Raw genomic sequence first — 25662 nt, 5'->3', positions numbered from 1 at the left:
CGAGGCAGCTCGTGGGATCCTCGACAGCCAGACGACTCCGGATCCCCTCGATGCCGATCGCCTCTCATGAGACGGGAGGAGCATCCAGGAGGCTGCTCAACTCTCGACGCGACGAGATACCCAGCTTGCGGTACGTCCTCGTCAAGTGCGTCTCGACGGTCTTGGTGGTGAGGAAGAGGGCCTGGGCGATCTCTCGCGTACTGAGACCCTGCCCCGCATACCCGGCGACCCGTAGTTCGGCAGGGGTCAGAGCGTCAGGACCGTGACGGGACGCTCGCCGAGGCCGGGCACCGGCCGCCACGAGTTCCTCACGGGCCCGCCGTGCCACGAGGACGCCGCCGCACCGGGTCGCCAGGTCCAGCGCCTCGCCGAGCGGCCCTCGCGCCTCGGTGCGGTGACCGGCGCGGCGCAGTGCGGCGCCGAGCTCGAGCAGCGTCCGCGCGTGCTCCAGCCGTGCCTGACTTCCCTCTGATGCAGACACCGCCGCTCGCAGCACGTCAACGCGCTCGGCCGCCGGGCCCACCAGCGCCTGGGTGCGGAGCGCGATGCCGAGACCTCGCGGAGCTCCAAACCGGCGCGTCAGCTCGACCTCTTCCGCGACCAGGGCGAGGGCCTCGTCGTGGTGACCGAGCTCCCGGTGGGCGACAGCCGCAGCGCTCCTCCAGGGCTGGAGGCTCGGTAAGGCGTAGCCCGTCGTCCTCGCCTGCAGACCGGAGGCCAGCGCCTCCTCCAGCGCACCGGCCGGATCACCGGCGAGGAGCCGCAGACGGGCGCCCACGAAGTGCCCGCCGACGTCGGTGACCTGGTCCGGGGTGGACCCGAGCCGGGCGCGGGCGAGTGTCGTGCGTGCGCCCGCGGGGTCGTCGCGCTCGAGCCGCGCCTCTGCCAGCACGGTCACCGCGACCGTCCGGTTGAACACGTCGCCGGTCTCCGGTGGGAGCTCGGCGACCACCGAGGCGTCCAGTTCGGCGCTCCGCACGTCCCCCGCCTGCAGCAGCGACCACGAGCGCCAGGTCGAGGCGAACACGTAACCGTGCCGGGAGGCCCCCCGCTGCGCCTCCTCCACGGCGGCGCCCAGGGCCGCGCTGCCCTCCGCCATCTCGCCACAGCCGACGAGCGCCCCGCAGGCGAAGTAGTAGCTCAGCGACTCACACCCCCACTCGGCGAGCAGCAGTCCGCCGGACAGGGCACCCCGCGCCAGCGCCAGTGCCGCGCCCCGGTCCTCGCCCACGATCACCCTGCCCATCGCCCGCTGTGCCATCACCAGACGGCCGAGGGACGCACCGACCGCCGGCAGTCGCGCGCACGCCGACTCCAGGCGCTCCACGGCTCCGGCCCCCCGGGACACCGATCCCAGCGCGGCGGCCATCCGCTCGCACTCGAGCGTCAGCACGAGCTCGGCGCGGACAGGTCCGAGCCCGCCGATCGCACGGTCGAGGATGTCGGCCGCCGCGGAGGGTCGGCCCGACGCCAGCAGGAGCCGGGCCAGCTCGAGCGCGGCGGTCGCGCGACGCTCCGGGTCCCGCGCACCGGCGATGGCGGCTCGCAGGTGGAGCTGTGCGTCGGGGGAGAGGACACGCGCCTCGGCCCGGCCGAGCTCCAGCAGCACCTCGTCCCTCTGGCGCGGGGGCTCCCTCAGCGCACGGCGCAGGTACGTGACGGCGCTGTCCGGGGCGCCGTGCTCCAGCGCCCGGCGTGCCGCCGCCCGCAGCCGCTCCACCACCCAGCCGCTCCCCGCCGGCTCGGTCCGCAGCAGCTGGGCGGCCACCTGCTCGTCCGCGGCGCCCGCCCGGGCCAGGAGGCGAGCGGCCGCCGCATGGGCGAGGGCCCGCTCGCCGGCCGGACGCCGCTGGTGGAGCGCCTGCGGGACGATGGCGTGGGCGAAGGCAAGGGGTCGTCCCCGCGCGAGCACGCCGACCTGCCCCAGCGCGTCGGCGGCGAGCTCGGCCGCGCGCACTTCCAGGCCGGCGAGCCGGGCGGCCAGGCGCAGCTCGACTCCGTCGCCGAGCACCGCCACAGCGTCGGCGAGCGCCATGGCGGCCTGCCCTGCCGCCGCCGTCCGGGCCGCGAGCGCCTCCCCCAGCCTCGCCGGGCCGCACCGACGGACGGCCAGGACGTCCACCCGGCCCGCCGGCAGCGCTCGCAGCAGCTCGTGCAGCAGGAACGGGTTGCCACCGGTCTGCGCCACGCACGCCTCGACCACCTCGGGCGTCGCCCGCTCCCCCAGCACGTCGTGCACGAGCGTCCCGACAGACACCGCGTCCAGTCCGACCAGGTCCAGGCGGACGGCATCCGGGTCCCAGGCCGGTGTCCGCACCGGGCGCTGCGCGAGCACGACGGCAACCGGCAGGCCCTCGAGTCGTCGGACGAAGTAGCCCAGCCACCGGTTCGACGGTGCGTCGACCCAGTGTGCGTCGTCGACGACCAGGAGGACGGGCCCCCGTCCACACAGGTTGGCGGTCAGCCAGTAGAGGCCGTGGAGGAGCCCGTGAGCGTCTGCGGCAGGCGCCTCCGGAGCCTGGCTTCCGTCCACCAACGGCCGGGCCAGCCGGGCGGCTCCAGCGAAGACCTCCTCACGCTCGGCAGGGAACATCGCCGCCACAGGCCGCTCGAACAGCTGCCGCACGATCCCGAAGGACACGTCCTCCTCGAGGATGCCGCCGCGCGCCCGCAGCACCCGCGAGCCCTGCTCCCGGGCGAGGGCCGTGACCGCCTCGACGAGGCAGGTCTTGCCGACTCCGGCGTCGCCCTGCACCACCACCAGCCGGCCGACGCCGTTCGCCGCCGCCTGCAGGGCGCCGGCCAGCGCACGCAGCTCACCGTCGCGCCCCACCATTGCGCGGGAGGCCTCGTCCAACAGCCCGTCGCGATCTGTCTCGGAGTGGCTACCCGAGGTCACCGGACCATCGTCAGGACGTGCCCCACGGGAGGCCAGGACCCCCGACCCGGTTGTCCGCGTCGGTTACGACGGGCGATCGGGCGACCACGGTGCGCTCCCGGACAGGTGACGTCCACAGCCACAGCGCCGGACCGGATGCGGTGGCAGGATCGGCGCATGAGCCGACCCGACCACCCCCGGGTGGCCGCCATCGCCGAGCTGCTCGCCGCGGCCGGCGTGCAGGGGGAGGTCAGGGGCATCCCGTCCGGCGCGCGCACGGCCGCCGAGGCCGCCGCCGGGCTCGGCGTCCCGGTCGGCGCGATCGCCAACAGCCTCGTCTTCGACGCCGGCGGGCAGCCGCTGCTGGTGCTCACCAGCGGCGCGCACCGGGTCGACACCGGCCGGGTGGCCGCGCTGCTCGGCGTCCCGGGCGTGCGGCGCGCCCCGGCCGACTTCGTCCGCGAGCACACCGGCCAGCCCATCGGCGGGGTCGCCCCGGTCGGCCACCCCGCGCCCATCGGCACCCTGGTCGACGTCGAGCTGGCCCGGTACGAGCAGGTCTGGGCCGCCGCCGGCCACCCGTCGGCCGTCTTCCCCACCACCTACGACGAGCTGCTGCGGCTGACCGAGGGCACCCCCGCCGAGGTGGGTGACGGCCCGCCGGGCGCGGTCCCCGGAGCCGCCGTCCCCGACCCCGCCACCGCGGGTCAGTGAGCGAGGAGAGACCGTGACCGGCACGACGCCCGCGGCGCGGGTGACCGAGCTGCCCGCCGGCTGGCTGCGCGACCACATGCACGAGGCGCTGGCCATCTACGGCGCGGCCATGGGCTACGACGCCTCGGTGGTGGCCGGCCGCTACGGCTACGCGATCCAGCACACCGAGCGCCCCGGCTTCCGCGCCGTCGGCGCCTTCGCCCCCGGCCCGGACGGCGAGCGGCTGGCCGGGTTCGGCTACGGCTACCTCGTCGCCCCTGGCCAGTGGTGGCACGACCAGGTGCGCGCGGCCCTGGACCGGCGCACCGCCAAGCGGTGGCTGCCCGGCGCCTTCGAGGTGTGCGAGCTGCACGTGCACCCCGACGCGCAGAGCCGCGGCCTGGGCCGGCGGCTGCTGCACGCGCTGGTCGAGGGCGTCGACGCCCCGGTCGCGCTGCTGTCCACGCCCGACGCCGACACGAAGGCCTTCCGGCTGTACCACGCCGACGGCTTCGTCGACCTCGCCCGCGGTCACCACTTCCCCGGCGACACCCGGCCCTTCGCCATCCTCGGCGCCCGGCTGCCCCTGCGGCCGGTCCCGGGCAGCGGCACCTGAGCGTGCCCGCCGACTCCACCGCCGACGCCGTCGTCGTCGGCGCCGGCCACAACGGCCTGGTCGCGGCCTGCTACCTGGCCCGCGCAGGGCTGACCGTCGAGGTGGTCGAGCGCGACGAGGTCCTCGGCGGAGCGGTGTCCACCGTCGAGCGCTGGCCCGGCGTCCGCGTCGACCGCGGCTCGAGCGCGCACGTGATCGTCCGGCACAGCGGCGTCGTCGAGGAGCTCGACCTGGCCGCCCACGGGCTGCGCTACCTCGACTGCGACCCGTGGGGCTTCGCGCCCGCCCCGGTCCCCGGTGACCCCGGTCCCGACGGCCGCCCGCTGGTCTTCTCCGTCGACCTCGACGCCACCTGCGCCTCGATCGCCGCCGCCTGCGGCGAGGCCGACGCGGCCGCCTACCGCCGGTTCGTCGGCGTCTGGGGGCCGCGCAGCCGCGCCGTCGTCGACTCCTTCGGCCGCCGGCCCACCCCGCTGGGCCTGGCCCGCGCCTTCTGGCCGCTGGGCGCCCCCACCGGCGACGCCCCGCGCACCCCCGGCGGCGACCTCGCCGTCGACTTCCTCGGCTCCGGCGACGCGCTGCTCGACCGCTGGTTCACCAGCGAGCGGCTCAAGGCCGCGCTGGCCTGGTTCGGCGCCCAGTCCGGACCGCCGATGTCCGAGCCGGGCACCGCGGCGATGGTCGCGTGGGTGGCGCTGCTGCACGACACCCCGCCGGGCCACCCGGTGGGCGGCTCCGGCGGGCTCACCGAGGCGCTGCGCCGCCGCCTGGAGTCCGACGGCGGGCGGGTCGTCCTCGGCGACGGCGCCGCGCGGCTGCTCGTCGACGCCGGCCGGGTCACCGGCGTCGAGACCGTCTCGGGACGGCGGGTCGCGGCCCCGGTGGTCGTCGCCGCCTGCCACGTCCTGGCCACCCGCGACCTCGCCGGCGAGCACGCCCCGCCCGCGCTGGCCGGCGCCGCCCCGCCGGTGGGCAACGGCTTCGGGCTGGTGCTGCGCTGCCTCACCGACGCACTGCCGGTCTACCCCGGCGTCGACCCCGCGGTGTCGGCGCAGGGCCTGCAGCTGCTGTGCACCGACCGGGCGCAGCTGGCCGCCGCGCACGGCGACTGGCTGGCCGGCCGGCTGCCGCGCGAGCCGGTGCCGCTGGCGATGTCCTTCACCGCGAGCGACGACACCCTCGCCCCGCCCGGGCGGCACGTGGTCACCGTGTGGGGGCAGTGGTACCCCTACGACCTCGCCGACGGCGGCGACTGGGACGCCCTCGCCGACGCCGAGGCACAGCGGCTGGTGGCGGCCGTCGACCGGTTCGCGCCCGGCTTCGCCGCCTCGGTGCAGCAGGTCCACGTCCAGACGCCGCTCCTGCTCGAGCGGGAACTGTCGCTGCTGCGCGGCAACGTGATGCACGTGGAGATGGGGCTGGCCAGCATGTTCGCCTTCCGGCCGACGCCGGCGCTGTCGGGCTACCGAGTGCCCGGCCTCGACGGGCTCTACCTGGCCGGCGCCTCCACCCACCCCGGCGGCGGGGTGTCGGGCAACTCCGGGCGGACGGCGGCGCGCGCGGTGCTCGCCGACCGCCGCCCGCTGGCCCGCGCGCGCACCCGCGTCCAGGACGCGGCCGGGCGGCTGCGGCGGGCGGCCCGGTGAGCGCGGCGACGACGGCGCTGCGGCGGGCGCCCGCACCGGCGCGGGTGCCGCTGGTCCTCGCCGTGCTGCTGGTCCTCGCCGCGATCGCCTACCCGCTCACCGACGGCGGGGCCCGCGACGCGGTGTCCTGGACGATCGTGCTGCTCGGGTCGGGGGTCTCGGTCACCGCCGCGACCGTCGCCCACGGCGCCCGCACCGGCGCCGCGGTGCTCGCCCTGGTGGTGCTCACCTCGGTGGCGTTCGAGTCGGTCGGGCTGGCCACCGGGTACCCCTACGGCGAGTACACCTACAGCGACGTGCTCGGCCCGACCCTGCTCGGCGTCCCGTTCCTCGTCCCGCTGGCCTGGCTGATGATGGCCTGGCCGAGCCGGGTGCTGGCCGACCTGCTCACCCGCCGGGTGCGGGACGCACGCCGGCCGGCCGCGCGGGTCGCCGTCGCCGCGGCGGTGTTCGCCGGCTGGGACGTCGTCCTCGACCCGCAGCTGGTGCAGGCCGGCTACTGGACCTGGGCGCACCCCTCCCCCGGGCTGCCCGGCATCGACACCGTGCCGCTGACCAACCTGGCCGGCTGGCTGCTCGCCGGGCTGGTGCTCATGGCGCTGCTGGAGCTCGCCGTCGCCCGCACCACGGTGCCCGGCGGGACGCCGGCCGTCGCCGCGCCGCTGCTGGTGATCGCCTGGATGGTCCCCGGCGGGGCGCTGGCGCACGCGCTGTGGCTGGACCTGCCCGGCTCGGCGGCGTGGGGAGCGGTGCTGTCGGTGCTCGTGCTGGCGGTGCTCGCGCTGCAGGCCCGCCGGCGGTGAGCGGCGCGGCCGTCCGCGTGCTGTCCGGCCTGGCCGTCGCCGGCGCCGTGCACGCCGGGGTCAACGCCCTCCTGCTGCGCCGCCCGCCGCCGTCCCCCCCGACGGTGACCCGGCCGGTCACCGTCGTCGTCCCCGTCCGCGACGAGGAGGCCCAGGTGCGCGGCTGCCTCGCCGCGGTGCTGGCCTCGCGCGGCGTGGCCGACCTGCGGGTCGTGGTGGTCGACGACGGCTCCACCGACGGCACCGCCGGCGTCGTCCGCGGGATCGCCGACCCGCGGGTGCGGCTGCTCACGGCGCCGCCCCCGCCGGAGGGCTGGCTGGGCAAGCCGCACGCCTGCTGGGTGGGGGCGCAGAGCGCGGCCGACGACGGGTACCTCGTCTTCGTCGACGCCGACGTGCGGCTCGCGCCCGACGCCGTCGCCGCCGCCGTCGCGCTGCTCGACGCGCACGGGCTCGACCTGGTCTCCCCGTGGCCGCGGCCGGTGACCGGCACCGCGGCCGAGCGGCTGGTGCAGCCCCTCTCGCCGTGGCTGTGGCTGACCACGCTGCCGCTGCGGGCCGCCGAGCGCTCCCGCCGGCCGTCGCTGACCGCCGCCAACGGCCAGTTCCTCGCCCTCACCCGGCGTGGCTACCTGCGCGCCCGCGGGCACGCGGCGGTGCGCGACGAGGTGGTCGAGGACGTCGCCCTGGCCCGGGCGGTCAAGCGGTCGGGCGGGCGGGCGGTCCCGGCGGCCGGCGCCGCGCTGGCCGAGTGCCGCATGTACGACGGCTGGGCGGCGATGCGCGAGGGCTACGGCAAGTCGCTGTGGGCGTCGGTCGCCGGCTCGCCGGCGGCGTCGCTGACCGCGGCGGCGGTGCTCACGGCGGTCGGCGTCGTCCCGCCGCTGGCCGCCCTGCGCGGCTCGCGGGCGGGGCTGCTCGGCTGGGCGGCGGGGGTGGCCGGCCGGGCGGTGAGCGCCGCGGTCACCGGCGGGCGGGTGTGGCCCGACGCGCTGGCCCACCCGGTGTCGCTGCTGGCCCTCGACGTGCTGCTGGCCCGGTCGGTGGCCGGGCACCGGCGGGGCACGCTGACCTGGCGCGGACGCGCGGTCGGCTGAACCCGGGCGAGGATGGGGCGTGACCTCAGCCGAGACCGGCCGCCCGCGCACGTCCTTCGACCCGGCGGGGATGCGCCCGCGCGACTTCTACCGGGTGGTGAACTCGATCGTCGTGCCGCGGCCGATCGCGTGGGTGCTGACCCGCTCGGCCGAGGGGGTGCACAACCTGGCGCCGCACTCCTTCTACACGGTGGCCTGCGTGGAGCCGCCGATCGTGCAGTTCACCTCGGTGGGCCGCAAGGACTCGCTCACCAACGTCGAGGCCACCGGCGAGTTCACCGTCAACCTGGTGCCCGAGGAGCTGTTCGAGCAGGCCAACGCCACCGGCACCGACTTCCCGCCCGACCAGAGCGAGGCCGAGGCCGCCGGCATCCGCCTGGAGCCCAGCGAGAAGGTCGGCGCGATGCGGGTGGCGCAGTCGCCGGTGAGCGTCGAGTGCACGCTGCACTCGACGCTGCGGCTGGGCGACAGCACCGTCGTCTTCGGGCGGGTCGAGTGGGTCAGCGTCGTCTCCGACGCCGTCCGCGACGGCCGGCCGCGGATCGAGCACCTGCGCCCGCTGGCCCGCCTCGGCGGGAACGAGTGGTGCACCGTCGGGGAGGTCCGGACCATCCCGCGGATCCCCTACACGACGTGGGCCGAGGACCCCTCCATCGGCGAGCGCGTCCGCGAGAGCTGACCGCCGGGGATCAGGTGACCTGATCGTGGCGCCTCCTCCCTCGCGGTGGGACGTGAGGGAGGAGGCGCTGCGGTGAGGGAGGACGCCGGACGGGCGTCGCGGTGCGGTCCGATGGGACCGCGGGGTCACGGCAGGTGCTCGGCCACCTCGGCGGCGGCCTTGTCACCGAAGGCGGCCGCGAACCGCTCGAGGAAGGGCCCGCGGCGCAGCTCGTACTCCTGGGTGCCGACCACCTCGACGGCCTCGGTGGCCACCGCCGAGCCGAGCTGGGTGGCCCGCTCGAGGCCCAGCCCCCACATGCGGCCGGCGATGAACCCGGCGCGCAGCGCGTCCCCGCCGCCGGTGGGCTCGACCGGCTTGGTCTCGGGGACGGCGATGACCTCGATCGGGTCCTCGCCCTGCCGGCGGACCAGCACGCCCTGCGCGGCGCGGGTGGTGACCCAGGTGCCGACGCGGGCGAGGACCTCTGCGGCGTCCCACCCGGTCTTCTGCATGAGCAGCGCCGACTCGTACTCGTTGGTGAACAGCAGCTCGGCGCCGTCGACCAGCTCGCGGATCATCTCGCCGTCGGCCCAGGCCAGCTGCTGGCTGGGGTCGGCGGCGAAGGCGTGACCGCGCTCGCGGCACTCGCGGGTGTGGCGCACCATCGCCGTCGGGTCGTTGGGCCCGACGACGACGAGGTCGGGGGTGCCCACCCGGGCGCAGACCGGTCCGAGCTCGATCTCCCCCGCCTCGCTCATCGCCCCCGAGTAGAACGACGCGATCTGGTTGTTGACCGCGTCGGTGGTGCACACGAACCGGGCGGTGTGCTTGAGCTCGGACCACCGCACGTCGCGGGTGTCCACGCCGTGCCGGGTGAGCCAGGCGTCGTAGTCGGTGAAGTCGCTGCCCACCGACCCGACCAGCACCGGTTCCAGACCGAGCAGGCCCAGGCCGTAGGCCATGTTGGCGCCGGCGCCACCGCGGTGCTGGATGAGGTCGTCGACGAGGAACGACAGCGAGACGTTCTCCAGCTGGCCCTCGACGAACTGTTCGGTGAACCGGCCGGGGAACGTCATCAGGTGGTCGGTGGCGATGGAGCCGGTGACGAGGACGGGCACGGGGGCTCCCGGGGAGGACGGGCCGACGGCGGGCAGCGCAACCCTAAGAGGCACCGGGGCCGCCCGCGCGCCCCGGCGTCCTCAGTCCGCCAGCGCCCGGCGCAGCGAGACGCCCAGCTGGGCGGTGCCCACCAGCCCGAGCAGGCAGCCGACGGCCGTCCCGGCGGTGACCACGAGCGTGGGTCCGTCGGCCACCCCGGCGAGGTGGTCCAGGCCGGTCACGGCGACGATCCCGGCTCCGCCCACGGTGAAGCCGGTCATGGCCACCCGGGTCGGCCGCTCCCACACCGAGATGGCGCCGGTCTCGGCGACGCCGGCCTGCCCGGCCCGGGCGCGCAGGTAGTCGGGCAGCCAGCACAGCGCGCCGAAGCCGGCGGCCAGCCACCCCGGCGCCCCGGCGGCCCACAGCGCTCCCGCGTACCCGGCCTCGGTGAGCCGGTCGACGGCGGAGTCGAGCACGTAGCCGCGGCGCGAGGCCCGGCCGCCGGCCAGCGCCAGCGCCCCGTCGAGGGAGTCGAGCAGGCCCGAGAGCCCGACCAGCAGACCCGCGGCGACCAGCCACGCCCCGCCGGCCAGCGCCGGGCCGACCGCCGCCAGCGCCACCAGCAGCCCGAGCGCGGTCGCGGCGAGCGGCGGCAGCCACGACACCGCCCGGGCCAGCGTGTAGGCCAGCGTCAGCCAGCCGCGGACCAGCCGGCTGGACGCGGGGTCGGTGCCACCGTGCCAGCGCGACCACTCGGCGAGGTACTCGTCGCGGCTCAGCACGCGCGCAGTGTCTCCCAGCCCCGCCGCCGCCCGGCGGGACCGGGGACAGTGGACCCCGTGCTCGCCGGCCTCGCCCCCGCCCGCCGCCGCCTGCTGCTGGTCCTGCTCGCGCTCGTCGTCGCGGCCGCCGTGGCCGCGACGGTGCTCGTCCTCACCGGCCGGACCGGCGACGCCGCGCCGGCCGCCCCCGTGTCGCAGGAGGAGCCGGGTCCGGTGCTGCTGGTCCCCGGCTACGGCGGCGGCACCGGCGCGCTGGCGTCGCTGGCCGACCGGCTGACCGCGGAGGGCCGCGACGCCACCGTCGTCGCGCTGCCCGGCAACGGCACCGGCGACCTGGCCGCCGCGGCCGACACGCTGGACCAGGCCGCCGGCGCGGCGCTCGACCGCACCGGCGCGGACAGCGTCGACGTCGTCGGCTACTCCGCCGGAGGGGTGGTCGCCCGGCTGTGGGTCGCGGACGGCGGCGCCGACGTCGCCCGGCGGGTGGTCACCCTCGGCTCGCCGCACCACGGCACCACGCTCGCCGATCTCGCCGTCACCCTCGCCCCCGGTCAGTGCCCCGAGGCGTGCCGGCAGCTGGCCACCGACAGCGAGCTGCTCGCGGCGCTCAACGCCGGCGACGAGACGCCTGACGGGGCGACCTGGGTGTCGATCTGGACCGCGCAGGACGAGACCGTCACCCCGCCCGAGTCCGCCCGGCTCGAGGGTGCCGTGGAGCTGGAGGTGCAGTCGGTGTGCGCCGGCGCGCAGGTCGGGCACGGCGACCTGCCGCGCGACCCGCTCGTGCAGGCGATGGTCGTGGCCGAGCTGGCGGCCGGCGACCCGGTGCCGCTGGGCCCCGCCGACTGCGCCCGCCTCGGCGGCTGAGGGCGGTCCGGCGTACGCGTCCACGATCAGGTGACCTGATCGTGCGGCGTCCTCCCCCACGGTGGGACGTGCGGGAGGACGCGCTGCGGCGCGGGAGGACGCGCTGCGGTGAGGGAGGACGCGCTCCGGTGAGGCAGGACGGCGCCGCGCGCCCGGCTCGCTAGGTTGCCGGCCGTGCCCTCGACCGACCCCCGCCGCCCCTTCGGTGCCCTGCTGACCGCGATGGTCACGCCGATGACCGACGACGGCGCCGTCGACCTCGACGCCGCCGCCCGCCTCGCCGTCGAGCTCGTCGACCGCGGGCACGACGGCCTGGTGGTCAACGGCACCACCGGTGAGGCGCCCACGACGTCCGACCGGGAGAAGGCCGACCTGGTGCGCCTGGTCGCCGACGCGGTCGGGAGCCGCGCCGCCGTGCTGGCCGGCGCCGGGTCCAACGACACCCGGCACGCCGTGGCGATGGCCCGGCAGGCCGCCGACGCCGGGGCCACCGGGCTGCTGGCGGTCACGCCCTACTACTCCCGCCCCTCGCAGGACGGCGTGGTCGCGCACCTGACGGCGGTCGCCGACGCCACCGACCTGCCGGTGGCCCTCTACGACGTCCCAGCCCGCAGCGGCGTGCGGCTGACCGCCGGCTCCTACCACCGGCTGGCCGGCCACCCACGGGTGGTGGCGGTCAAGGACGCCACCGGCGACGTCGCGGCCGCCACCCGGCTGGTCGCCGACACGGGGCTGGCCTGGTACTGCGGGGACGACCACCTGCTGCTGCCCTTCCTCGCCGTGGGCGCCGTCGGGCCGGTCAGCACGAGCGGCCACCTGGTGGGCGACCGCCTGGCGGAGGTCGTCGCGCTGGCCGAGGCCGGCGACCTCGCCGCCGCCCGGAAGACGTTCCTGGACGTGCTCCCGGTGGTGGACCTGGTGTGCGGCACGGGCAACGGGGCGCTGCGCTCGAAGCTGGCGCTGGCACTGCTCGGGCGGCTGCCGTCCGCGGCGGTGCGGCTGCCGCAGGTGCCGGCCGGTGACGCCGAGGTCCCCGAGGTCCGGGCGGGGCTGGCCGCGGCGGGCCTCAGCTCGTGACGTCCTTGGTGGTGAAGTTGGCCCACGCCGCGGTCAGCAGCACGCCGACGTAGACCCCCTGCAGCGCCAGCCCGCGGACGACGTCGCGCCACAGCACCGGGTCGCGGAACAGGTCGACGAAGGCCAGCCAGTAGCGCGTGGGCAGGTAGGGCGCGATCGGCGAGGCGGCGTCGAGGGTGAACAGCAGTGACGACGTGACCAGCACCGCCAGCGCCCCGAGCGCGGCGGCCAGCGGCGAGTCGGTCAGCGTGGAGAAGAACAGCCCGAACGCGGCGACGCCGAGCATGGAGACGGCGACGTAGCCGACGGCCATCAGCGTCCGGCCGGCCAGCTCCCGGGTGGTCAGCGACGTCCCCGACACCGACGTCCCGGCCGCGGGCCGTGCGTCGAACAGCAGGGTGCCGACGACGTAGCCGACCGCGGCCACCACCACGACGGCGACGACCACGAAGGCCATCACCGCGACGAGCTTGGCCACCAGCAGCCGGGTGCGGCCGGCCGGGCGGACGAGCAGGTAGCGCAGCGTGCCTGCCTGCGCCTCGCCGGCGACGGCGTCCCCGCTGACCACCGCGACCGCGATCGGCAGGAACAGCGGCAGCACGATGGCCAGCGCCGCCAGCGGGAACAGCGCCCCGTTGGTCAGCACGGCGGACAGGAACGGCGGCCCCTCCCCCGGCCGCGGGGCGAGGTCGGTGACCCGCAGCAGCACCGCCACGAGCACCGGCAGTGCGTTGAGCAGGGCGATCGTCGTCCAGGTCCGCGGCCGGCGGAACGTCTTCGCCAGCTCGACCCCGATCACGGCCGGTCCACCCGGTCGGCGCTGCTGCCCGCGGCGGCGAGCACGACCTCCTCGAGCGTGGGGCGCTGCAGCGCCAGGCCGGTCACCGGCACGCCGGCGCCCACCAGCAGCGCGTTGACCTCGGCCGGGTCGGACCCGCGCACGACCAGCCGCCCGCCCTCGGCGTGCAGCACCCGGCCGTCGAGCACCGCGCGCACCCGCTCGGGCGCCGGGGTGTCGACGACGGTGGCGCCGGTGGGTGCGGTCAACCGCGCCAGCTCCTCCTGCAGCACCAGGCGGCCGCGGTCGAGCACGCCCACCCGGCTGCACAGCAGCTCCACCTCGGCGAGCAGGTGGCTGGAGAGGAACACGGTCGTCCCGCCCCGGTGCAGCTCGAGCAGCAGCTGCCGGACCTCGTGGATGCCCTGCGGGTCGAGCCCGTTGGTGGGCTCGTCGAGGACCAGCAGCTCCGGCCGCCGCAGCAGCGCCCCCGCCAGGCCCAGGCGCTGGCGCATGCCGAGGGAGTACGCGCCGACCTTGCGCCGTCCGACCCCGCCGAGGCCCACCTGGTCGAGCACCTCGGCGATCCGCCGCCTCCGCGTGCGGCGCGGGCCGCCCGGGCCGGCGGCGTCGAGCAGCGCCAGGTTGGCCGCGCCGGACAGGTGCCGGTGGTGGGCCGGGCCCTCGACGAGCGCGCCCACGCGCGGCAGCACCCGCCGGCCCGCGCGCGGCATGCGGCCGCCGAGCAGCTCGACCTCGCCGCGGGTGGGCAGCACCAGCCCGAGCAGCATCCGCACCGTCGTCGTCTTGCCCGAGCCGTTGGCGCCGAGGAAGCCGTAGACGTCGCCGGCGCGGACGTCGAGGTCGATCCCGTCGACGGCGCGCACCCGGCCGAACTGCTTCACCAGCCCGCGGGTGCGGATCACCGCGGTCACGGCGCTCCGCCGGGGACCTGCCCGGCGGCCTCGGCGAGCGCGTCGGGCGTCACCGTCCCGGTCAGGACGTACGTGCCGGAGCCGGGCCGCTCCACCAGCATCAGCCCCAGCGGCCCGGCGGCCACCCGAGCGCCCCGGCGGTCCACGACGGCGTCGGGGCTGGCGCGCACGGCCGCCTGCAGCTCGCCGGCCAGCCGGGCGGGGACCGGGGCGACGGCGAGCAGCGTGACGCCGCGGCCGTACACCGCGACCGACGACGGCGCGCCCTCGAGCGCCCGCCGCGGCAGGCCGGCCAGCTCCGCGGGCAGCGCCACCTCGGCGAGCCGGCGCCCGGCCTCGGCCAGCAGCCCGCCGGCGTCCTGCCCGTCGCGGACGCGGGCGCCCGGCGGCGGGGCGAAGGCGACGACCCGGGCCGGGGGCTCGGTGAGGTCGAGGTCGAGGAAGCGGGTGTGGAGGGCGGGGGCGTCGGCGCCGTCGGCCACCACCTCCACGGCCAGCGGCAGGCCGGTGGCCGCGTCGGCCCAGACGTCGACCCGGGCCACCGACGCGGCGGCCGCAGCCGGGACCAGCCGCAGGCCCAGCGCGTCGCGGCCGGCCACCCGGCGCGCCCCGGTGCGCGACAGCTCGTCGTCGGCGGCCTCCGACAGCAGCCGCCGGCCGAGGGCGGCGGGGACCAGGTCCGGCGGTGCGGGCAGCGCGAGCGGCGCCGGTCCGGTGCGCTCGGCGGTGGACGACTCGTACTCCCACGTCCAGGTGCCGGCCGGGCCGACGTGCACGCCGGTCTCCCCCGCGGCGGTGACGACGTCGACCCGGTGCTCGTCCTCACCGCGCCACCACACGCGCAGCTGGACGCGGTCGCTGAGCAGGTCGGCCACCGCCGGCAGCTGGTCGCTCACCGGCAGGGTCAGCCCGCCGGCCGAGACCGCGTAGCCGGAGAACCCCACGTCGGCGCTGGCCAGGACGGCGTCGCGCAGGTCGGCCGCGGGGACGTCGGAGTCCTCGGCCGGCAGTGCGGCGACGACGGCGGGCAGCGCGCCCAGGACCGTGAGCAGCGCGGCGAGCACCCCCCACCGGCGGGCGCGCCCGTACCCCGACATGCGCGCCACGGTACGAGCGCCGGGCCAGCCCTCCGGTGCGACGTCGGTCGGCGCAGGGAGCGGGCGCGCATGGAGCGACCGCGGTCAGGGGTACCTCCACCCCATGGCCCCTCCCCTCAGCGACGCCGTCGTCGTCGACGTCCTGCGCCGGGTCGACCGGCTGACCGCGCCCCTCGTGCAGCGGCTGGGCCGCCCGCCCGGGTCGCCGGTGGCCGAGCGCGACGCGTGGTGGGCCGACCGCGCGTCGATGGTGGCCGCCGCGGCCGGCGGGCTGCCCCGGCTGGCCGGGCGGCTGGCCGACCTGCTGCCGCTCCAGAACACCGTCGGCACGGCGGTCCAGTCGCTGGTGGTGCTCGGCGTCGCGGGCGAGCACGGGGTGACCGACCCCGCCGAGCGGGTGTCGCTGCTCTCGCGGGTGCTGCTGGCCCGCGACCTGCCCCCCGACCGGGTGCGCCCGTTGCTGGAGCGGGTGCGCGGCGCCTACACCGAGGCCGCGCTCGGCGCCCGCGAGGAGCGGGCGGGGCTCGCCGGGGCGATCCGCACCATCTGGCGGGCCGCCCGGCTGCTGTCCCGCATCGACGAGGCGCTCGACGCCCGGCCCAAGGGCCGGATCGGCGCGCGGGCCCTCGCGCAGCTGCCCGTCATCGGCGTGGTCGGCGGGTACATGGCCGAGCGGGTGGCCCTGCGACGGGCCGCGCGGATGACCGCGGAGCTGCTCGCGCCCGGCAACCGGGTGCCGGTCTAGGGACCGGTGTCAGGGGGTGGCGGCCAGCGGCGAGGGCACCGAGGTGCCGGTCCGCGGGTCGGTGAGGTTGGCGTACACCTCACGCGTCGCCGTCGACCGGTTCATGGTGATGAAGTGGATGCCGGGCACGCCCTCGTCCAGCAGCCGCCGGCACATCGCCGTCGCCACCTCGACGCCGTAGGCGCGCACCGCCGCCCGGTCCTCGGGCCGGTCGCCGTCGAGCTCGGCGAAGCGGGCGGCGAGGTCCTCGGGGAAAGCCTGGCCCGACAGCTGCACGATCCGGGTGATCTGCCGGGCGTTGGTCACCGGCATCACCCCGGCGATGATCGGCACCTCGCAGCCGGTGGCGGCCACCCGGTCGCGCAGCCGCAGGTAGTCCTCGACGCGGAAGAACATCTGCGTGATGGCGAAGTCCGCACCGGCCCGGCACTTGCGCACGAACATCTCGACGTCGGTGTCGAAGTCCGGGGAGCGCGGGTGCCGCTCGGGGAAGGCGGCCACGCCGACCGAGAAGTCGCCCATCGACCGGATCAGCTCCACCAGCTCGGCGGCGTACTGCAGGCCCTCCGGGTGCTTGACCCACTCGGCCTGCGGGTCGCGGCCCGGCGGGTCGCCGCGCAGCGCCAGCAGGTCGTGCACGCCGGCGGCGGCCAGCCGGCTGACCACGTGGCGCAGCTCGGTGACGGAGTGGCCGACGGCGGTCAGGTGCGCCAGCGGGGTCATCGTGGTCTCCGCGGCGATCCGCTCGGTGACCGCGACGGTGCCCTCCCGGGTGGAGCCGCCGGCGCCGTAGGTCACCGAGACGAACGAGGGCCGCAGCGGCTCCAGCCGGCGCAGCGCCGTCCACAGCTGGGCCTCGCCCTCGGGGGTCTTCGCGGGGAAGAACTCGAACGACCAGGTCGGCCGGGAGGTCGCGAGCAGCTCGCGGACGCTGGCGGTCACGGGGTCCGAGGGTACGGGCGTCCCCGTCGGGCCTCCTGCATCCGTCCGCGCGGTCCGGGGCGAAGGAGATCGGTACCGGTACGGAAGCGGCAGGAGGTCCCGTGAGCGACCACCCGAACAGGACGCGCGCGACTCGGTGGGGCGATACTGGTCGCGTGATCACCGGCGCGGCGGAGCAACGAGGATCCGTGGTCCGGCCGCTGCCGCCCTCCCTGGCAGCCGCCGACCTGGGCCGCATCCGGGGCGCGGTGTCGGCCGCGCTCACCGGTTTCCTCGAGGAGCAGCGGGCCACGCTGGCCGGGATGGACCCCTCCCTCACCCCCGTCGTCGACGAGGTGTGCGCGCTGGCCGACGGCGGCAAGCGGCTGCGCCCGGCCTTCGCCTACTGGGGCTGGCGCGGGGTGGCCGAGGACGTCACCGGCCCGGCCGAGGACGACGCCGCGGTGCTGCGCGCCGTCGCCGCCCTGGAGTTCGTGCACGTCAGCGCCCTGGTCCACGACGACGTCATGGACGGCGCGCTCACCCGCCGCGGCCGCCCGGCCACGCACGTCGGCTTCGCCGCCCGCCACGGCGACGGCGGCCTGGCCGGGGACGGCGACGCCTTCGGCGTGGGCGCGGCGATCCTCGTCGGCGACCTCGCGCTGGTCTGGTCCGACGAGCTGCTGCGCCGCTCGGGCATCTCCGGCCCGGCCCTGGCCCGCGCCCGCTCGGTGTGGGACACCATGCGCACCGAGGTCACCGCCGGGCAGTACCTCGACCTGCTGCGCGCCGCCGGCGGGCTGCCCGGCGCCCAGGGCGCGCTCACCGTCGCCCGCTACAAGAGCGCCGGCTACACCGTGCAGCGCCCGCTGCAGCTCGGCGCGGCCCTCGCCGGCGCCGGCCCGCGCGCCGCCGACGTCTACACCGCGGTCGGCCTGCCGTTGGGCGAGGCGTTCCAGCTCCGCGACGACGTCCTCGGCGTGTTCGGCGACCCCGCCGTCACCGGCAAGTCCGCCGACGACGACCTGCGCGAGGGCAAGCAGACGCTGCTGATCGCGCTGGCCGAGGAGGAGGCCGACGAGGCCGGGCTCCGACTGCTGCGCGAGTGCCTCGGCGACCCCGACTGCGGTGCCGACGAGCTCGACGCGCTGCGCCGGCTCATCGAGGACACCGGCGCGCGGGCCCGGGTGGAGGAGCGGATCACCGAGCGCACCGCCACCGCCCGCGCCGCGATCGCCGACGCGCCCATCGCCGAGGAGGCCCGCGCCGCGCTCGACGCGCTCGCCGTGGCCGCGACCTCCCGGACCGCCTGAGCGTGCGCACCGTCCCCGGGGCGACCGACCGGGTCGTCGTGATCGGCGCGGGCCTGGCGGGCCTGGCCACGGCGCTGCGGCTGCGCGGCGCCGGCCGCGAGGTGACCGTCGTCGAGCGCGCCGACGGGCCCGGCGGGCGGGCCGGCGTCGTCGCCCGCGACGGCTACGTCCTCGACACCGGCCCGTCGGTGTTCACCGCACCCGAGCTGGTGGCCGACACGCTGGCCGCCGTCGGGGAGCGGCTGGAGGACCGGCTGACCCTGGTGCCGCTGGAGACCACCTACCGGGCGCAGTTCGCCGACGGCTCGCACCTGGACGTGCACGCCGACGTCGACGCGTTCGCCGCGGAGGTCGAGGCGCTGGCCGGCCCTGCCGAGGCCGCCGCGCTGCGCCGGTACCTCGCCGACCTCGCCGAGCTCTACCGGCTGCAGCTGACCACCTTCATCGACCGCAACCTCGACACCCCGCTGGACCTGCTCGGCCCGCAGCTGTGGGCGCTGGTCCGGCGCGGCGGGTTCGGCCGGCTGTCGGCGCACGTGGCCCGCTTCTTCGACGACGACCGGCTGCGGCGGCTGTTCAGCTTCCAGGCCCTCTACGCCGGGGTCTCGCCGTTCCGCGCCATCGCCGCCTACGCGGTCATCGCCCAGCTCGACATCGGCGCCGGCGTCTGGCACCCGGTGGGCGGGATCGGCGCGGTGCCGCGGGCGATGGCCGCCGCGGCCACGGACGCCGGAGTGGTGTTCCGGTTCGGCGCGACCGTCGAGCAGCTCGAGGTCCGGGGCCGGCGGGTCACCGGGGTGTGCCTCGCGGGCGGTGAGCGGCTGCCCGCCGACGCCGTCGTCGTCACCGCCGACGTCCCGGAGCGGCTGGTGCCCGGCCTCTCCCGCCGCCGGCCGGTGTACTCGCCCTCCTGCGTCACCCTGCACCTCGGGGTGCGCGGCGAGCTGCCCGGCCAGGCCCACCACACCATCAGCTTCGGGGCCGCCTGGCGCGAGGTGTTCGACGAGCTGACCCGCGACGGCCGGCCGATGAGCGACCCCAGCCTGCTGGTGAGCATGCCCTCGGTCACCGACCGCTCGCTCGCCCCCGACGGCGGGCAGGTGCTCAGCGTGGTCGCGCCCGCGCCGAACCTGGACCCGCACTCGGGCGGCAACCCCGGCATCGACTGGGACGCGCTGACCCCGCGCTACCGCGAGGAGGTGCTCGGCGTGCTCGAGGCCCGCGGCTGGACCGGACTGACCGACGCGATCGAGGTGGAGCACGTGGACACCCCGCTGACCTGGGCCCGGCAGGGCATGGCCGCCGGCACGCCGTTCGCCCTGGCCCACACGTTCGGGCAGACCGGCCCGTTCCGGACGCCCACGCTGCCCCGCCGCGGGCCGGAGAACGTGGTGCTGGCCGGCTCGTCGGTGCAGCCGGGCGTCGGCGTCCCGATGGTGGTCATCTCCGGCCGGCTGGCCGCCGAGCGGATCACCGGGCCGGTGCGGGCATGACCGCCACCGAGCGGCCGCTCACGCAGGCCGAGCGGCAGGCCCGGCTCGACGCCGCCTACCGGTACTGCGCGGCGGTCAACGCCGAGCACGGGAAGAGCTACCACCTGGCCACCCGGCTGCTCACCGCCGACCGCCGTCCGGCGATCCACGCGCTCTACGCCGCCGCGCGGACCGCCGACGACCTCGTCGACCACCCCGGCGCCGACCCCGAGGCCGCCCTCGCCGACTGGTCACGGGCGCTGCTGGCCGAGCTGGAGGCCGGCTGGTCCGACGACCCGGTGCGGCTGGCCACGGTGCACACCTACCGCCGGTACGCCATCCCGGTCGAGCACCTCGTCGACTTCCTCGCCGCGATGACCAGCGACCTCACCGTCACCGGCTACGCCGACATCGCCGCGCTCGACCGGTACATGTGGGGCTCGGCGGCGGTGATCGGCCTGCAGGTGCTCCCCGTCCTGGGCACCGCGCCCGGGGTGACCCGCGAGGAGGCCGCCCCGCACGCCATCGCGCTGGGCGAGGCCTTCCAGCTGACCAACTTCCTGCGCGACGTCGCCGAGGACGCCGACCGCGGCCGGGTCTATCTGCCCGCCGACGTCATGGCCGCTCACGGCGTGACCCGCGAGCAGCTCGAGGCCAAGCGGTACGACGCCCGGTTCCGGGCGCTGATGCAGGAGATGGTCGCGATCGTGCGCCGCCGCTACGACGACGCCGCTCCCGGGACGCCGATGCTCGCGCCGGAGTCCCGCGACTGCGTACGGGCGGCCACCGCGCTCTACGGCGGCATCCTCACCGAGATCGAGCGCGCCGACTACCGGGTGCTCGACCGGCGGGTGACCGTGTCCAAACCACGCCGGCTCGGCGTGTTCGCCCGCCGGCTCGCGAGCGCCCAGGCCGTGCGGCTCAGGACGCGGCGCCGCCAGGCATAGGAAGCTCTCCGCACGTATCGGTCGCCGATACGTGCGGAGAGCTTCCTATGCCTGGTCCTCAGAAGGCCAGGGCCTGCGCGCGCCGGGTGACCTCGGTGTGCCGGTCGCCGCGGAGCGCCTCGACGGGCGTCCCCGGCAGCGACTCGTCGGCGCGGAAGAGCCACTCGAACACCTCGGCGTCGCTGAACCCGCCGTCGCGCAGGACGGTGATCAGCCCGGGCAGGTGCCGCAGCACCGCGCCGTCCTGCAGGAAGTCCGCGGGGATGCGGCTGTTGCCGCTGCCGGGCACGGCCAGCAGCCTGCCCTCCCGCACGAGCTGGCGGACCTTGTTGGGCGAGACCCCCAGGACGTCGGCCACCTCGGCCGGTGTCATCGTCTGCATCTGGTCGGACGGCACGGTCCGAGCCTAGGACGCAGCCCGGCCGCGGGGCCGTCGCGGGCTAGGATCGGCAGCGGGCCGTGACTGGCGCATCGAGGTGGGGCACCACCGGGGAGCGGCCTGCACCTCCCCCGCCGGGCGCCTGGGCAGAGCCGACCACCGACCGCGCAGGAGCCCTCCCATGACCGACGTGACCCCCGCCTTCGACGCCACCGCCGCCTCGACCGCCTACCGCAGCGCGCTGTCGGTCATCGCCGAGGTCGAGCCGCGGGTCGCCGACGCGATCGGCGCCGAGCTGGCCGACCAGCGCGCCTCGCTCAAGCTCATCGCCAGCGAGAACTACGCCTCGCCCGCGGTGCTGCTGACCATGGGCAACTGGCTGTCGGACAAGTACGCCGAGGGCACCGTCGGCCACCGCTTCTACGCCGGCTGCCAGAACGTCGACACCGTCGAGGCGCTGGCCGCCGAGCACGCCCGCGAGCTGTTCGGCGCCCCCTACGCCTACGTCCAGCCGCACTCGGGCATCGACGCCAACCTGGTCGCGTTCTGGGCGGTGCTGGCCCAGCGGATCGAGTCCCCGGCGCTCGAGCGGGCCGGCGTCCGGCACGTCAACGACCTCACCGACGAGGACTGGGCCACCCTGCGGCACGCCCTCGGCGACCAGCGGATGCTCGGCATGAGCCTCGACGCCGGCGGTCACCTCACGCACGGCTTCCGCCCGAACATCAGCGGCAAGATGTTCGCCCAGTCCTCCTACGGCACCGACGCCGCGACCGGGCTGCTCGACTACGACGCCGTGGCCGCCCGGGCCCGCGAGTTCCGCCCGCTGATCCTCATGGCCGGCTACTCCGCCTACCCGCGCAAGGTCGACTTCGCGCGGATGCGCGAGATCGCCGACGAGGTGGGCGCGACGCTGGTCGTCGACATGTCCCACTTCGCCGGCCTCGTCGCCGGGAAGGTCTTCACCGGCGACTTCGACCCCGTGCCGCACGCCCACGTGGTCACCAGCACCAGCCACAAGTCGCTGCGCGGCCCGCGCGGCGGGTTCGTGCTGGCCCAGCCGGAGTACTCCGACTCGGTCGACCGCGGCTGCCCGATGGTGCTCGGCGGGCCGCTGCCGCACGTCATGGCCGCCAAGGCGGTTGCCTTCGCCGAGGCCCGCCGCCCGCAGTTCGCCGGCTACGCGCAGGCCGTCGTCGACAACGCCGTCGCCCTGGCCGAGGGCCTGTCCCGCCGCGGCGCCCGGCTGGTCACCGGCGGCACCGAGAACCACATCGTGCTGCTGGACGTGTCGACCTTCGGGCTCACCGGCCGCCAGGCCGAGTCCGCGCTGCTCGACGCCGGCATCGTCACCAACCGCAACGCGATCCCGGCCGACCCCAACGGTGCCTGGTACACCTCCGGCGTCCGGCTGGGCACCCCGGCGCTGACCACCCGCGGCTTCGGCGCCGCCGAGTTCGACCGCACCGCCGAGCTCGTCGTCGACGTGCTGTCCCACACCAGCCCGACGGCGACACGCGACGGCTCGCCCTCGAAGGCGAAGTACGCCGTCGACGCGGGTCTGGCCGACAAGACCCGCGCGGCCGCCGCCGAGCTGGTCGCCGCCCACCCGCTCTACCCCGGCCTGACGCTCGACTGAGGCGTCGACGCCGCCCGCGCGACGATCAGGTGACCTGATCGTCGGGCGTCCTCCCGCACGTCCCACCGTGAGGGAGGACGCCGCACGATCAGGGACCCTGATCCCCGCGGGCCCTGCCGTGACCGGTGTGACGGGAGGGTGCCCACCGGCACGGCGGTCCGCGTGTGCGGACGGCTTCCGCGGCGGTCGCTCCTAGACTCGTCGCGTGGACACCGCCGTGACCGACCCCGTGGTCGGCCTCGTCCTCGAGGGGCGCTACCGCCTCGAGGAGCGACTCGCGCGCGGCGGCATGTCCACCGTCTACGCCGCCACCGACCTGCGGCTGCACCGCACCGTCGCGGTCAAGGTCATGGCCGAGCACCTGGCGCACGACCCGACCTTCGTCGGCCGGTTCACCCGCGAGGCGCGCGCCGCGGCGATGCTCAGCCACCCCAACGTCGTCTCGGTCAGCGACCAGGGCAGCGACCAGGGCCTGGTGTTCCTCGTCATGGAGCTGGTCCGCGGTCGCACGCTGCGCGACCTGCTGCAGGCGCGCGGCCGGCTCACCGTGGCCGAGGCGTTCGCCGTCCTCGAGCCGGTGCTCGCCGGGCTGGCCGCGGCGCACCGCGCCGGGATCGTGCACCGCGACGTCAAGCCCGAGAACGTGCTCATCGGCCACGACGGCACGGTCAAGGTGGCCGACTTCGGCCTGGCCCGGGCGCTCACCGGCACTGGCCAGACCAGCCACACCGGCGGGGTGCTCATCGGCACCGTCGCCTACCTCTCCCCCGAGCAGCTCGAGCGCGGCCGCGCCGACGCCCGCAGCGACGTCTACGCCGCCGGGCTGGTGCTGTTCGAGATGCTCACCGGTCACCCGCCCTACGGCGGCGACACCCCGCTGGCGGTGGCCTACCAGCACGTGCACCACGACGTCCCGCTGCCCTCCTCGGAGGTGCCGGCGGTCCCGTGGCAGGTCGACGAGCTCGTCAAGCGCACCACCCGGCGCGAGCCGGCCGTCCGGCCGCTGGACGCCGGGTCGTTCCTCGCCGACCTCGAGGACGTGCGCACCGACCTGGGCCTGGCCCGCGTTCCGGTGCCTACCGGCCGCAGCTCGGCGGGCCCGGCCACCATCCGCCCGACCAACCGGCCCGCCCGGCGGCACCCGAGCGAGCCGGCGTCCGACGAACCCGGCACCGCGGTGCTCGGCAGCGGCCGGTCCGGATCGACGGCGGGCGGCCGAGCCGGGCGCACCAGCATGCTGCCCGGCATGGGCGCCGGCCCCACCGCCGACGTCGGCGGCCGCCGTCCCGCGCCGGCGCTGCGGCCGGGCCTGGCGCCGCACCTGCGCCGTCGCCGGGCGCGGCTGGCGCTGGCCGTCGTGCTGCTCCTCGCCGTCACCGTCGGTGCGGTCGGCTGGTGGATGGGCTCGGGCCGCTGGACGCAGGTGCCCGAGATCGTGGGCAGCGACCGCGCGGCCGCCGTCGACCTGCTGCAGGGCGCCGACCTGGACCCGGTGTTCGCCGAGGACCAGTTCAGCGAGGACGTGCCCGAGGGCGTGGTCATCTCCGCCGACCCCGAGGGCGGCGAGGCCATCCGCGGTACCGACGTCGAGCTGGTCGTGTCCAAGGGTCCCGAGCGCTTCACCGTCGACCCCGCGCTGGTGGGCCAGCCGATCGAGACCGTCCGGGACCGGCTGGGGGGCGTCCCGATCGTCCTCACCGAGACCGAGGTGTACGACGAGGAGGTGCCGGCCGGCGCGGTCACCGGCTTCGACCCCGAGCCGGGCACCGAGCTGCGCCGTGACCAGCCGGTCACGGTCTCGGTCAGCCTCGGCCGGGCGCCGGTCGGCGTGCCGAACGTGGTCGGCCAGGGCGCCGACGCCGCGCAGGCCAACCTGGAGGACCTCGGCTTCACCGTCGTGCGCACCGAGGGCCGCAGCGCCGACGTCGCCACCGGCGCGGTCATGGCGGTGAGCCCGGCGCCGGGGCAGGAGGCCCCCTACGGCAGCGAGGTCACCATCCAGGTGTCGATCGGCGTCCCGCAGGTCACCGTCCCCGACGTGACCGGGCAGCGGGCGGCCGACGCCACCGCCGCGCTCGAGGCGGCGGGCCTGCAGGTCACCACGTCGACCTTCATCACCGGCGACCGGGTGTACCGGCAGAGCCCCGCCGGGGGCACCGTCGTCGACCAGGGCAGCGAGGTCAGCCTGCTGCTCAGCTTCGGGTGAGCGCGACCCCCGTCGGGGCGCACATCCAGGTGGCCGGGGGCCTGGCCACCGGCGGGCTGCGCTACACCGACGACGTCGGCGCGCAGGCGGTGCAGGTGTTCGTCGGCAATCCCCGCGGCTGGCGGCGCAGCGCCGGTGACCCCGCGCAGGACGCGGCCTTCGTCGCGGGGCTGGCCGAGCGCGGTGTGCCGGCGTTCGTGCACACGCCGTTCCTGGTCAACGTCGGTTCCCCGACCCCGGCCACCGTCGACCGCTCCGTCGAGGTGATCGCCGCCGACCTCGCCCGCGGCGTGCAGCTCGGCGCGCGCGGCGTCGTCGTGCACGCCGGGTCGGCCGTCGACGAGGACCGCTACGAGGCGGCGCTGCGGCAGCTGCGGGAGCGGCTGCTGCCGGTGCTCGACGCGCTCCCCGACGACGGCCCGCGGCTGCTGGTCGAGCCCACCGCGGGCGGCGGCCGGTCGCTGGCGGCCACCGTCGAGGACCTCGGCCCCTACCTCGCGGCGCTGGACATGCACCCGCGGGTCGGCGTCTGCCTGGACACCTGCCACGCGTGGGCCGCCGGGCACGACCTGGCCACCCCCGGCGGGACGACGGCGGTCCTCGACGCGCTGGAGGCCACCGTGGGCCCCGGCCGGCTGGGCCTGGTGCACGCCAACGACTCCCTCGACGAGTGCGGCTCCAAGCGCGACCGGCACACCACGATCGGCGAGGGCTCCATCGGGGTGGCCGCGTTCGCCGAGCTCATGACCCACCCGTCGATGGCCGGCGTGCCGGTGGTGGTCGAGACCCCCAGCGCCGACCGCGGCCACGCCCGCGACATCGCCCTGTTGTGCGCCCTGCGCGACGGCCGCGCCGTCCCCGAGGCCACCGCCGCCTGAGCCCGCGGCCGCCCCTCCCGGGGGGGGGGGGGGGGGGGGGGGGGGGGGGGGGGGGGGGGGGGGGGGGGGGGGGGGGGGGGGGGGGGGGGGGGGGGGGGGGGGGGGGGGGGGGGGCGGGGGGGGCGCTCGCG

General features: G+C 77.0%; 23 protein-coding genes and 1 riboswitch. Of the genes, 15 read left to right on the top strand and 8 right to left on the bottom strand.

What is annotated here, in order from left to right:
- Window positions 1-64: 64 nt before the first annotated feature.
- The gene (locus ACI79O_RS10275; protein ID WP_456890889.1) at window positions 65-2836 is read right to left on the bottom strand and encodes an AAA family ATPase; all 2772 of its coding nucleotides are present in this window, start codon (window positions 2834-2836) and stop codon (window positions 65-67) included.
- 219 nt (window positions 2837-3055) lie between these two features.
- Between ACI79O_RS10275 and ACI79O_RS10270 the strand changes: the two genes are divergently transcribed.
- From ACI79O_RS10270 to ACI79O_RS10245, 6 genes are read left to right on the top strand one after another with little or no spacing between them, the layout of a single operon-like run.
- Window positions 3056-3592, top strand: coding sequence for a YbaK/EbsC family protein (locus tag ACI79O_RS10270; protein WP_456914059.1), 537 nt, complete (start codon window positions 3056-3058; stop codon window positions 3590-3592).
- Between the two features lie 13 nt (window positions 3593-3605).
- The gene (locus tag ACI79O_RS10265; RefSeq protein WP_456914058.1) at window positions 3606-4187 is read left to right on the top strand and encodes a GNAT family N-acetyltransferase; all 582 of its coding nucleotides are present in this window, start codon (window positions 3606-3608) and stop codon (window positions 4185-4187) included.
- Window positions 4188-4189: 2 nt separating this feature from the next.
- Window positions 4190-5833, top strand: a complete 1644-nt coding sequence (locus ACI79O_RS10260; RefSeq protein ID WP_456914057.1) for a phytoene desaturase family protein — start codon at window positions 4190-4192, stop codon at window positions 5831-5833.
- Window positions 5830-6636: a carotenoid biosynthesis protein gene (locus ACI79O_RS10255; protein WP_456914056.1), complete on the top strand. Its 807-nt coding sequence runs from the start codon at window positions 5830-5832 to the stop codon at window positions 6634-6636. The genes ACI79O_RS10260 and ACI79O_RS10255 overlap by 4 nt, the downstream gene beginning before the upstream one ends.
- Window positions 6633-7733: a glycosyltransferase gene (locus ACI79O_RS10250; RefSeq protein ID WP_456914055.1), complete on the top strand. Its 1101-nt coding sequence runs from the start codon at window positions 6633-6635 to the stop codon at window positions 7731-7733. Before ACI79O_RS10255 ends, ACI79O_RS10250 begins: the two co-directional genes overlap by 4 nt.
- Window positions 7734-7752: 19 nt before the next feature.
- The gene (locus ACI79O_RS10245; RefSeq protein ID WP_456914054.1) at window positions 7753-8412 is read left to right on the top strand and encodes a flavin reductase family protein; all 660 of its coding nucleotides are present in this window, start codon (window positions 7753-7755) and stop codon (window positions 8410-8412) included.
- Between the two features lie 125 nt (window positions 8413-8537).
- Here ACI79O_RS10245 and ACI79O_RS10240 read toward each other — a convergent pair whose 3' ends face one another.
- Window positions 8538-9512: a carbohydrate kinase family protein gene (locus ACI79O_RS10240; protein WP_456914053.1), complete on the bottom strand. Its 975-nt coding sequence runs from the start codon at window positions 9510-9512 to the stop codon at window positions 8538-8540.
- 81 nt (window positions 9513-9593) lie between these two features.
- On the bottom strand, window positions 9594-10277 hold the full coding sequence (locus ACI79O_RS10235; RefSeq protein WP_456914052.1) for a CDP-alcohol phosphatidyltransferase family protein: 684 nt from the start codon (window positions 10275-10277) through the stop codon (window positions 9594-9596).
- A 57-nt stretch (window positions 10278-10334) separates the two neighbouring features.
- On the opposite strand from ACI79O_RS10235, the gene ACI79O_RS10230 reads away from it, so the two are divergent.
- A complete protein-coding gene (locus ACI79O_RS10230) occupies window positions 10335-11144 on the top strand; it encodes a lipase family alpha/beta hydrolase (protein ID WP_456914051.1) in 810 nt (269 codons plus the stop codon).
- Window positions 11145-11318: 174 nt separating this feature from the next.
- A complete protein-coding gene (dapA, locus tag ACI79O_RS10225; RefSeq protein ID WP_456914050.1) occupies window positions 11319-12221 on the top strand; it encodes a 4-hydroxy-tetrahydrodipicolinate synthase in 903 nt (300 codons plus the stop codon).
- Here the strand turns inward: dapA and ACI79O_RS10220 are convergent.
- Genes ACI79O_RS10220 through ACI79O_RS10210 form a run of 3 tightly spaced genes read right to left on the bottom strand, consistent with a single transcriptional unit; the run spans window position 12211 to window position 15031 of the window.
- Complete coding sequence (locus tag ACI79O_RS10220; RefSeq protein WP_456914049.1) at window positions 12211-13020, bottom strand: ABC transporter permease; 810 nt, start codon at window positions 13018-13020, stop codon at window positions 12211-12213. The genes dapA and ACI79O_RS10220 overlap by 11 nt on opposite strands.
- Window positions 13017-13934, bottom strand: a complete 918-nt coding sequence (locus ACI79O_RS10215; protein WP_456914048.1) for an ABC transporter ATP-binding protein — start codon at window positions 13932-13934, stop codon at window positions 13017-13019. The genes ACI79O_RS10220 and ACI79O_RS10215 overlap by 4 nt, the downstream gene beginning before the upstream one ends.
- Window positions 13931-15031: a transcriptional regulator gene (locus ACI79O_RS10210; protein ID WP_456914047.1), complete on the bottom strand. Its 1101-nt coding sequence runs from the start codon at window positions 15029-15031 to the stop codon at window positions 13931-13933. The genes ACI79O_RS10215 and ACI79O_RS10210 overlap by 4 nt, the downstream gene beginning before the upstream one ends.
- Window positions 15032-15134: 103 nt before the next feature.
- Here ACI79O_RS10210 and ACI79O_RS10205 point away from each other — a divergent pair, with 103 nt between their 5' ends.
- Complete coding sequence (locus ACI79O_RS10205) at window positions 15135-15776, top strand: hypothetical protein (protein ID WP_456890857.1); 642 nt, start codon at window positions 15135-15137, stop codon at window positions 15774-15776.
- A 9-nt stretch (window positions 15777-15785) separates the two neighbouring features.
- Here the strand turns inward: ACI79O_RS10205 and metF are convergent, their stop codons facing one another.
- Entirely contained in the window at window positions 15786-16718 is a 933-nt protein-coding gene (gene metF / locus ACI79O_RS10200; RefSeq protein WP_456890855.1) for a methylenetetrahydrofolate reductase [NAD(P)H], read from the bottom strand.
- Between the two features lie 188 nt (window positions 16719-16906).
- Here metF and ACI79O_RS10195 point away from each other — a divergent pair, with 188 nt between their 5' ends.
- Genes ACI79O_RS10195 through ACI79O_RS10185 form a run of 3 tightly spaced genes read left to right on the top strand, consistent with a single transcriptional unit; the run spans window position 16907 to window position 20429 of the window.
- Window positions 16907-18010: a polyprenyl synthetase family protein gene (locus tag ACI79O_RS10195; RefSeq protein WP_456876107.1), complete on the top strand. Its 1104-nt coding sequence runs from the start codon at window positions 16907-16909 to the stop codon at window positions 18008-18010.
- A 2-nt stretch (window positions 18011-18012) separates the two neighbouring features.
- Window positions 18013-19503: a phytoene desaturase family protein gene (crtI, locus tag ACI79O_RS10190; RefSeq protein ID WP_456914046.1), complete on the top strand. Its 1491-nt coding sequence runs from the start codon at window positions 18013-18015 to the stop codon at window positions 19501-19503.
- Window positions 19500-20429: a phytoene/squalene synthase family protein gene (locus tag ACI79O_RS10185; RefSeq protein WP_456914045.1), complete on the top strand. Its 930-nt coding sequence runs from the start codon at window positions 19500-19502 to the stop codon at window positions 20427-20429. The genes crtI and ACI79O_RS10185 overlap by 4 nt, the downstream gene beginning before the upstream one ends.
- A gap of 58 nt (window positions 20430-20487) precedes the next feature.
- Here the strand turns inward: ACI79O_RS10185 and ACI79O_RS10180 are convergent, their stop codons facing one another.
- Entirely contained in the window at window positions 20488-20826 is a 339-nt protein-coding gene (locus tag ACI79O_RS10180) for an Rv2175c family DNA-binding protein (protein ID WP_456914044.1), read from the bottom strand.
- 52 nt (window positions 20827-20878) lie between these two features.
- Window positions 20879-20963: riboswitch (ZMP/ZTP riboswitch) on the top strand.
- Window positions 20964-20989: 26 nt separating this feature from the next.
- On the opposite strand from ACI79O_RS10180, the gene ACI79O_RS10175 reads away from it, so the two are divergent.
- From ACI79O_RS10175 to ACI79O_RS10165, 3 genes are all read left to right on the top strand, one after another.
- A complete protein-coding gene (locus ACI79O_RS10175) occupies window positions 20990-22447 on the top strand; it encodes a glycine hydroxymethyltransferase (protein WP_456890844.1) in 1458 nt (485 codons plus the stop codon).
- 205 nt (window positions 22448-22652) lie between these two features.
- The gene (gene pknB, locus ACI79O_RS10170) at window positions 22653-24653 is read left to right on the top strand and encodes a Stk1 family PASTA domain-containing Ser/Thr kinase (RefSeq protein WP_456890842.1); all 2001 of its coding nucleotides are present in this window, start codon (window positions 22653-22655) and stop codon (window positions 24651-24653) included.
- A complete protein-coding gene (locus ACI79O_RS10165) occupies window positions 24650-25531 on the top strand; it encodes a deoxyribonuclease IV (protein WP_456914043.1) in 882 nt (293 codons plus the stop codon). Before pknB ends, ACI79O_RS10165 begins: the two co-directional genes overlap by 4 nt.
- The last annotated feature ends 131 nt before the right edge of the window (window positions 25532-25662 follow it).

The sequence above is a fragment of the Geodermatophilus sp. SYSU D00696 genome (genome assembly GCF_054050235.1).
Note: the sequence above shows the minus strand (reverse complement) of the source record. Positions and strands in the feature narration are given on the sequence as shown.

What these genes read in the sequence shown, in the direction of transcription:
- ACI79O_RS10210 (WP_456914047.1), bottom strand. Translation starts at nt 15,031, where the DNA reads ATGTCGGGGTACGGGCGCGCCCGCCGGTGGGGGGTGCTCGCCGCGCTG.
- ACI79O_RS10205 (WP_456890857.1), top strand. Translation starts at nt 15,135, where the DNA reads ATGGCCCCTCCCCTCAGCGACGCCGTCGTCGTCGACGTCCTGCGCCGG.
- ACI79O_RS10185 (WP_456914045.1), top strand. Translation starts at nt 19,500, where the DNA reads ATGACCGCCACCGAGCGGCCGCTCACGCAGGCCGAGCGGCAGGCCCGG.
- ACI79O_RS10275 (WP_456890889.1), bottom strand. Translation starts at nt 2,836, where the DNA reads ATGGTGGGGCGCGACGGTGAGCTGCGTGCGCTGGCCGGCGCCCTGCAG.
- ACI79O_RS10175 (WP_456890844.1), top strand. Translation starts at nt 20,990, where the DNA reads ATGACCGACGTGACCCCCGCCTTCGACGCCACCGCCGCCTCGACCGCC.
- ACI79O_RS10270 (WP_456914059.1), top strand. Translation starts at nt 3,056, where the DNA reads ATGAGCCGACCCGACCACCCCCGGGTGGCCGCCATCGCCGAGCTGCTC.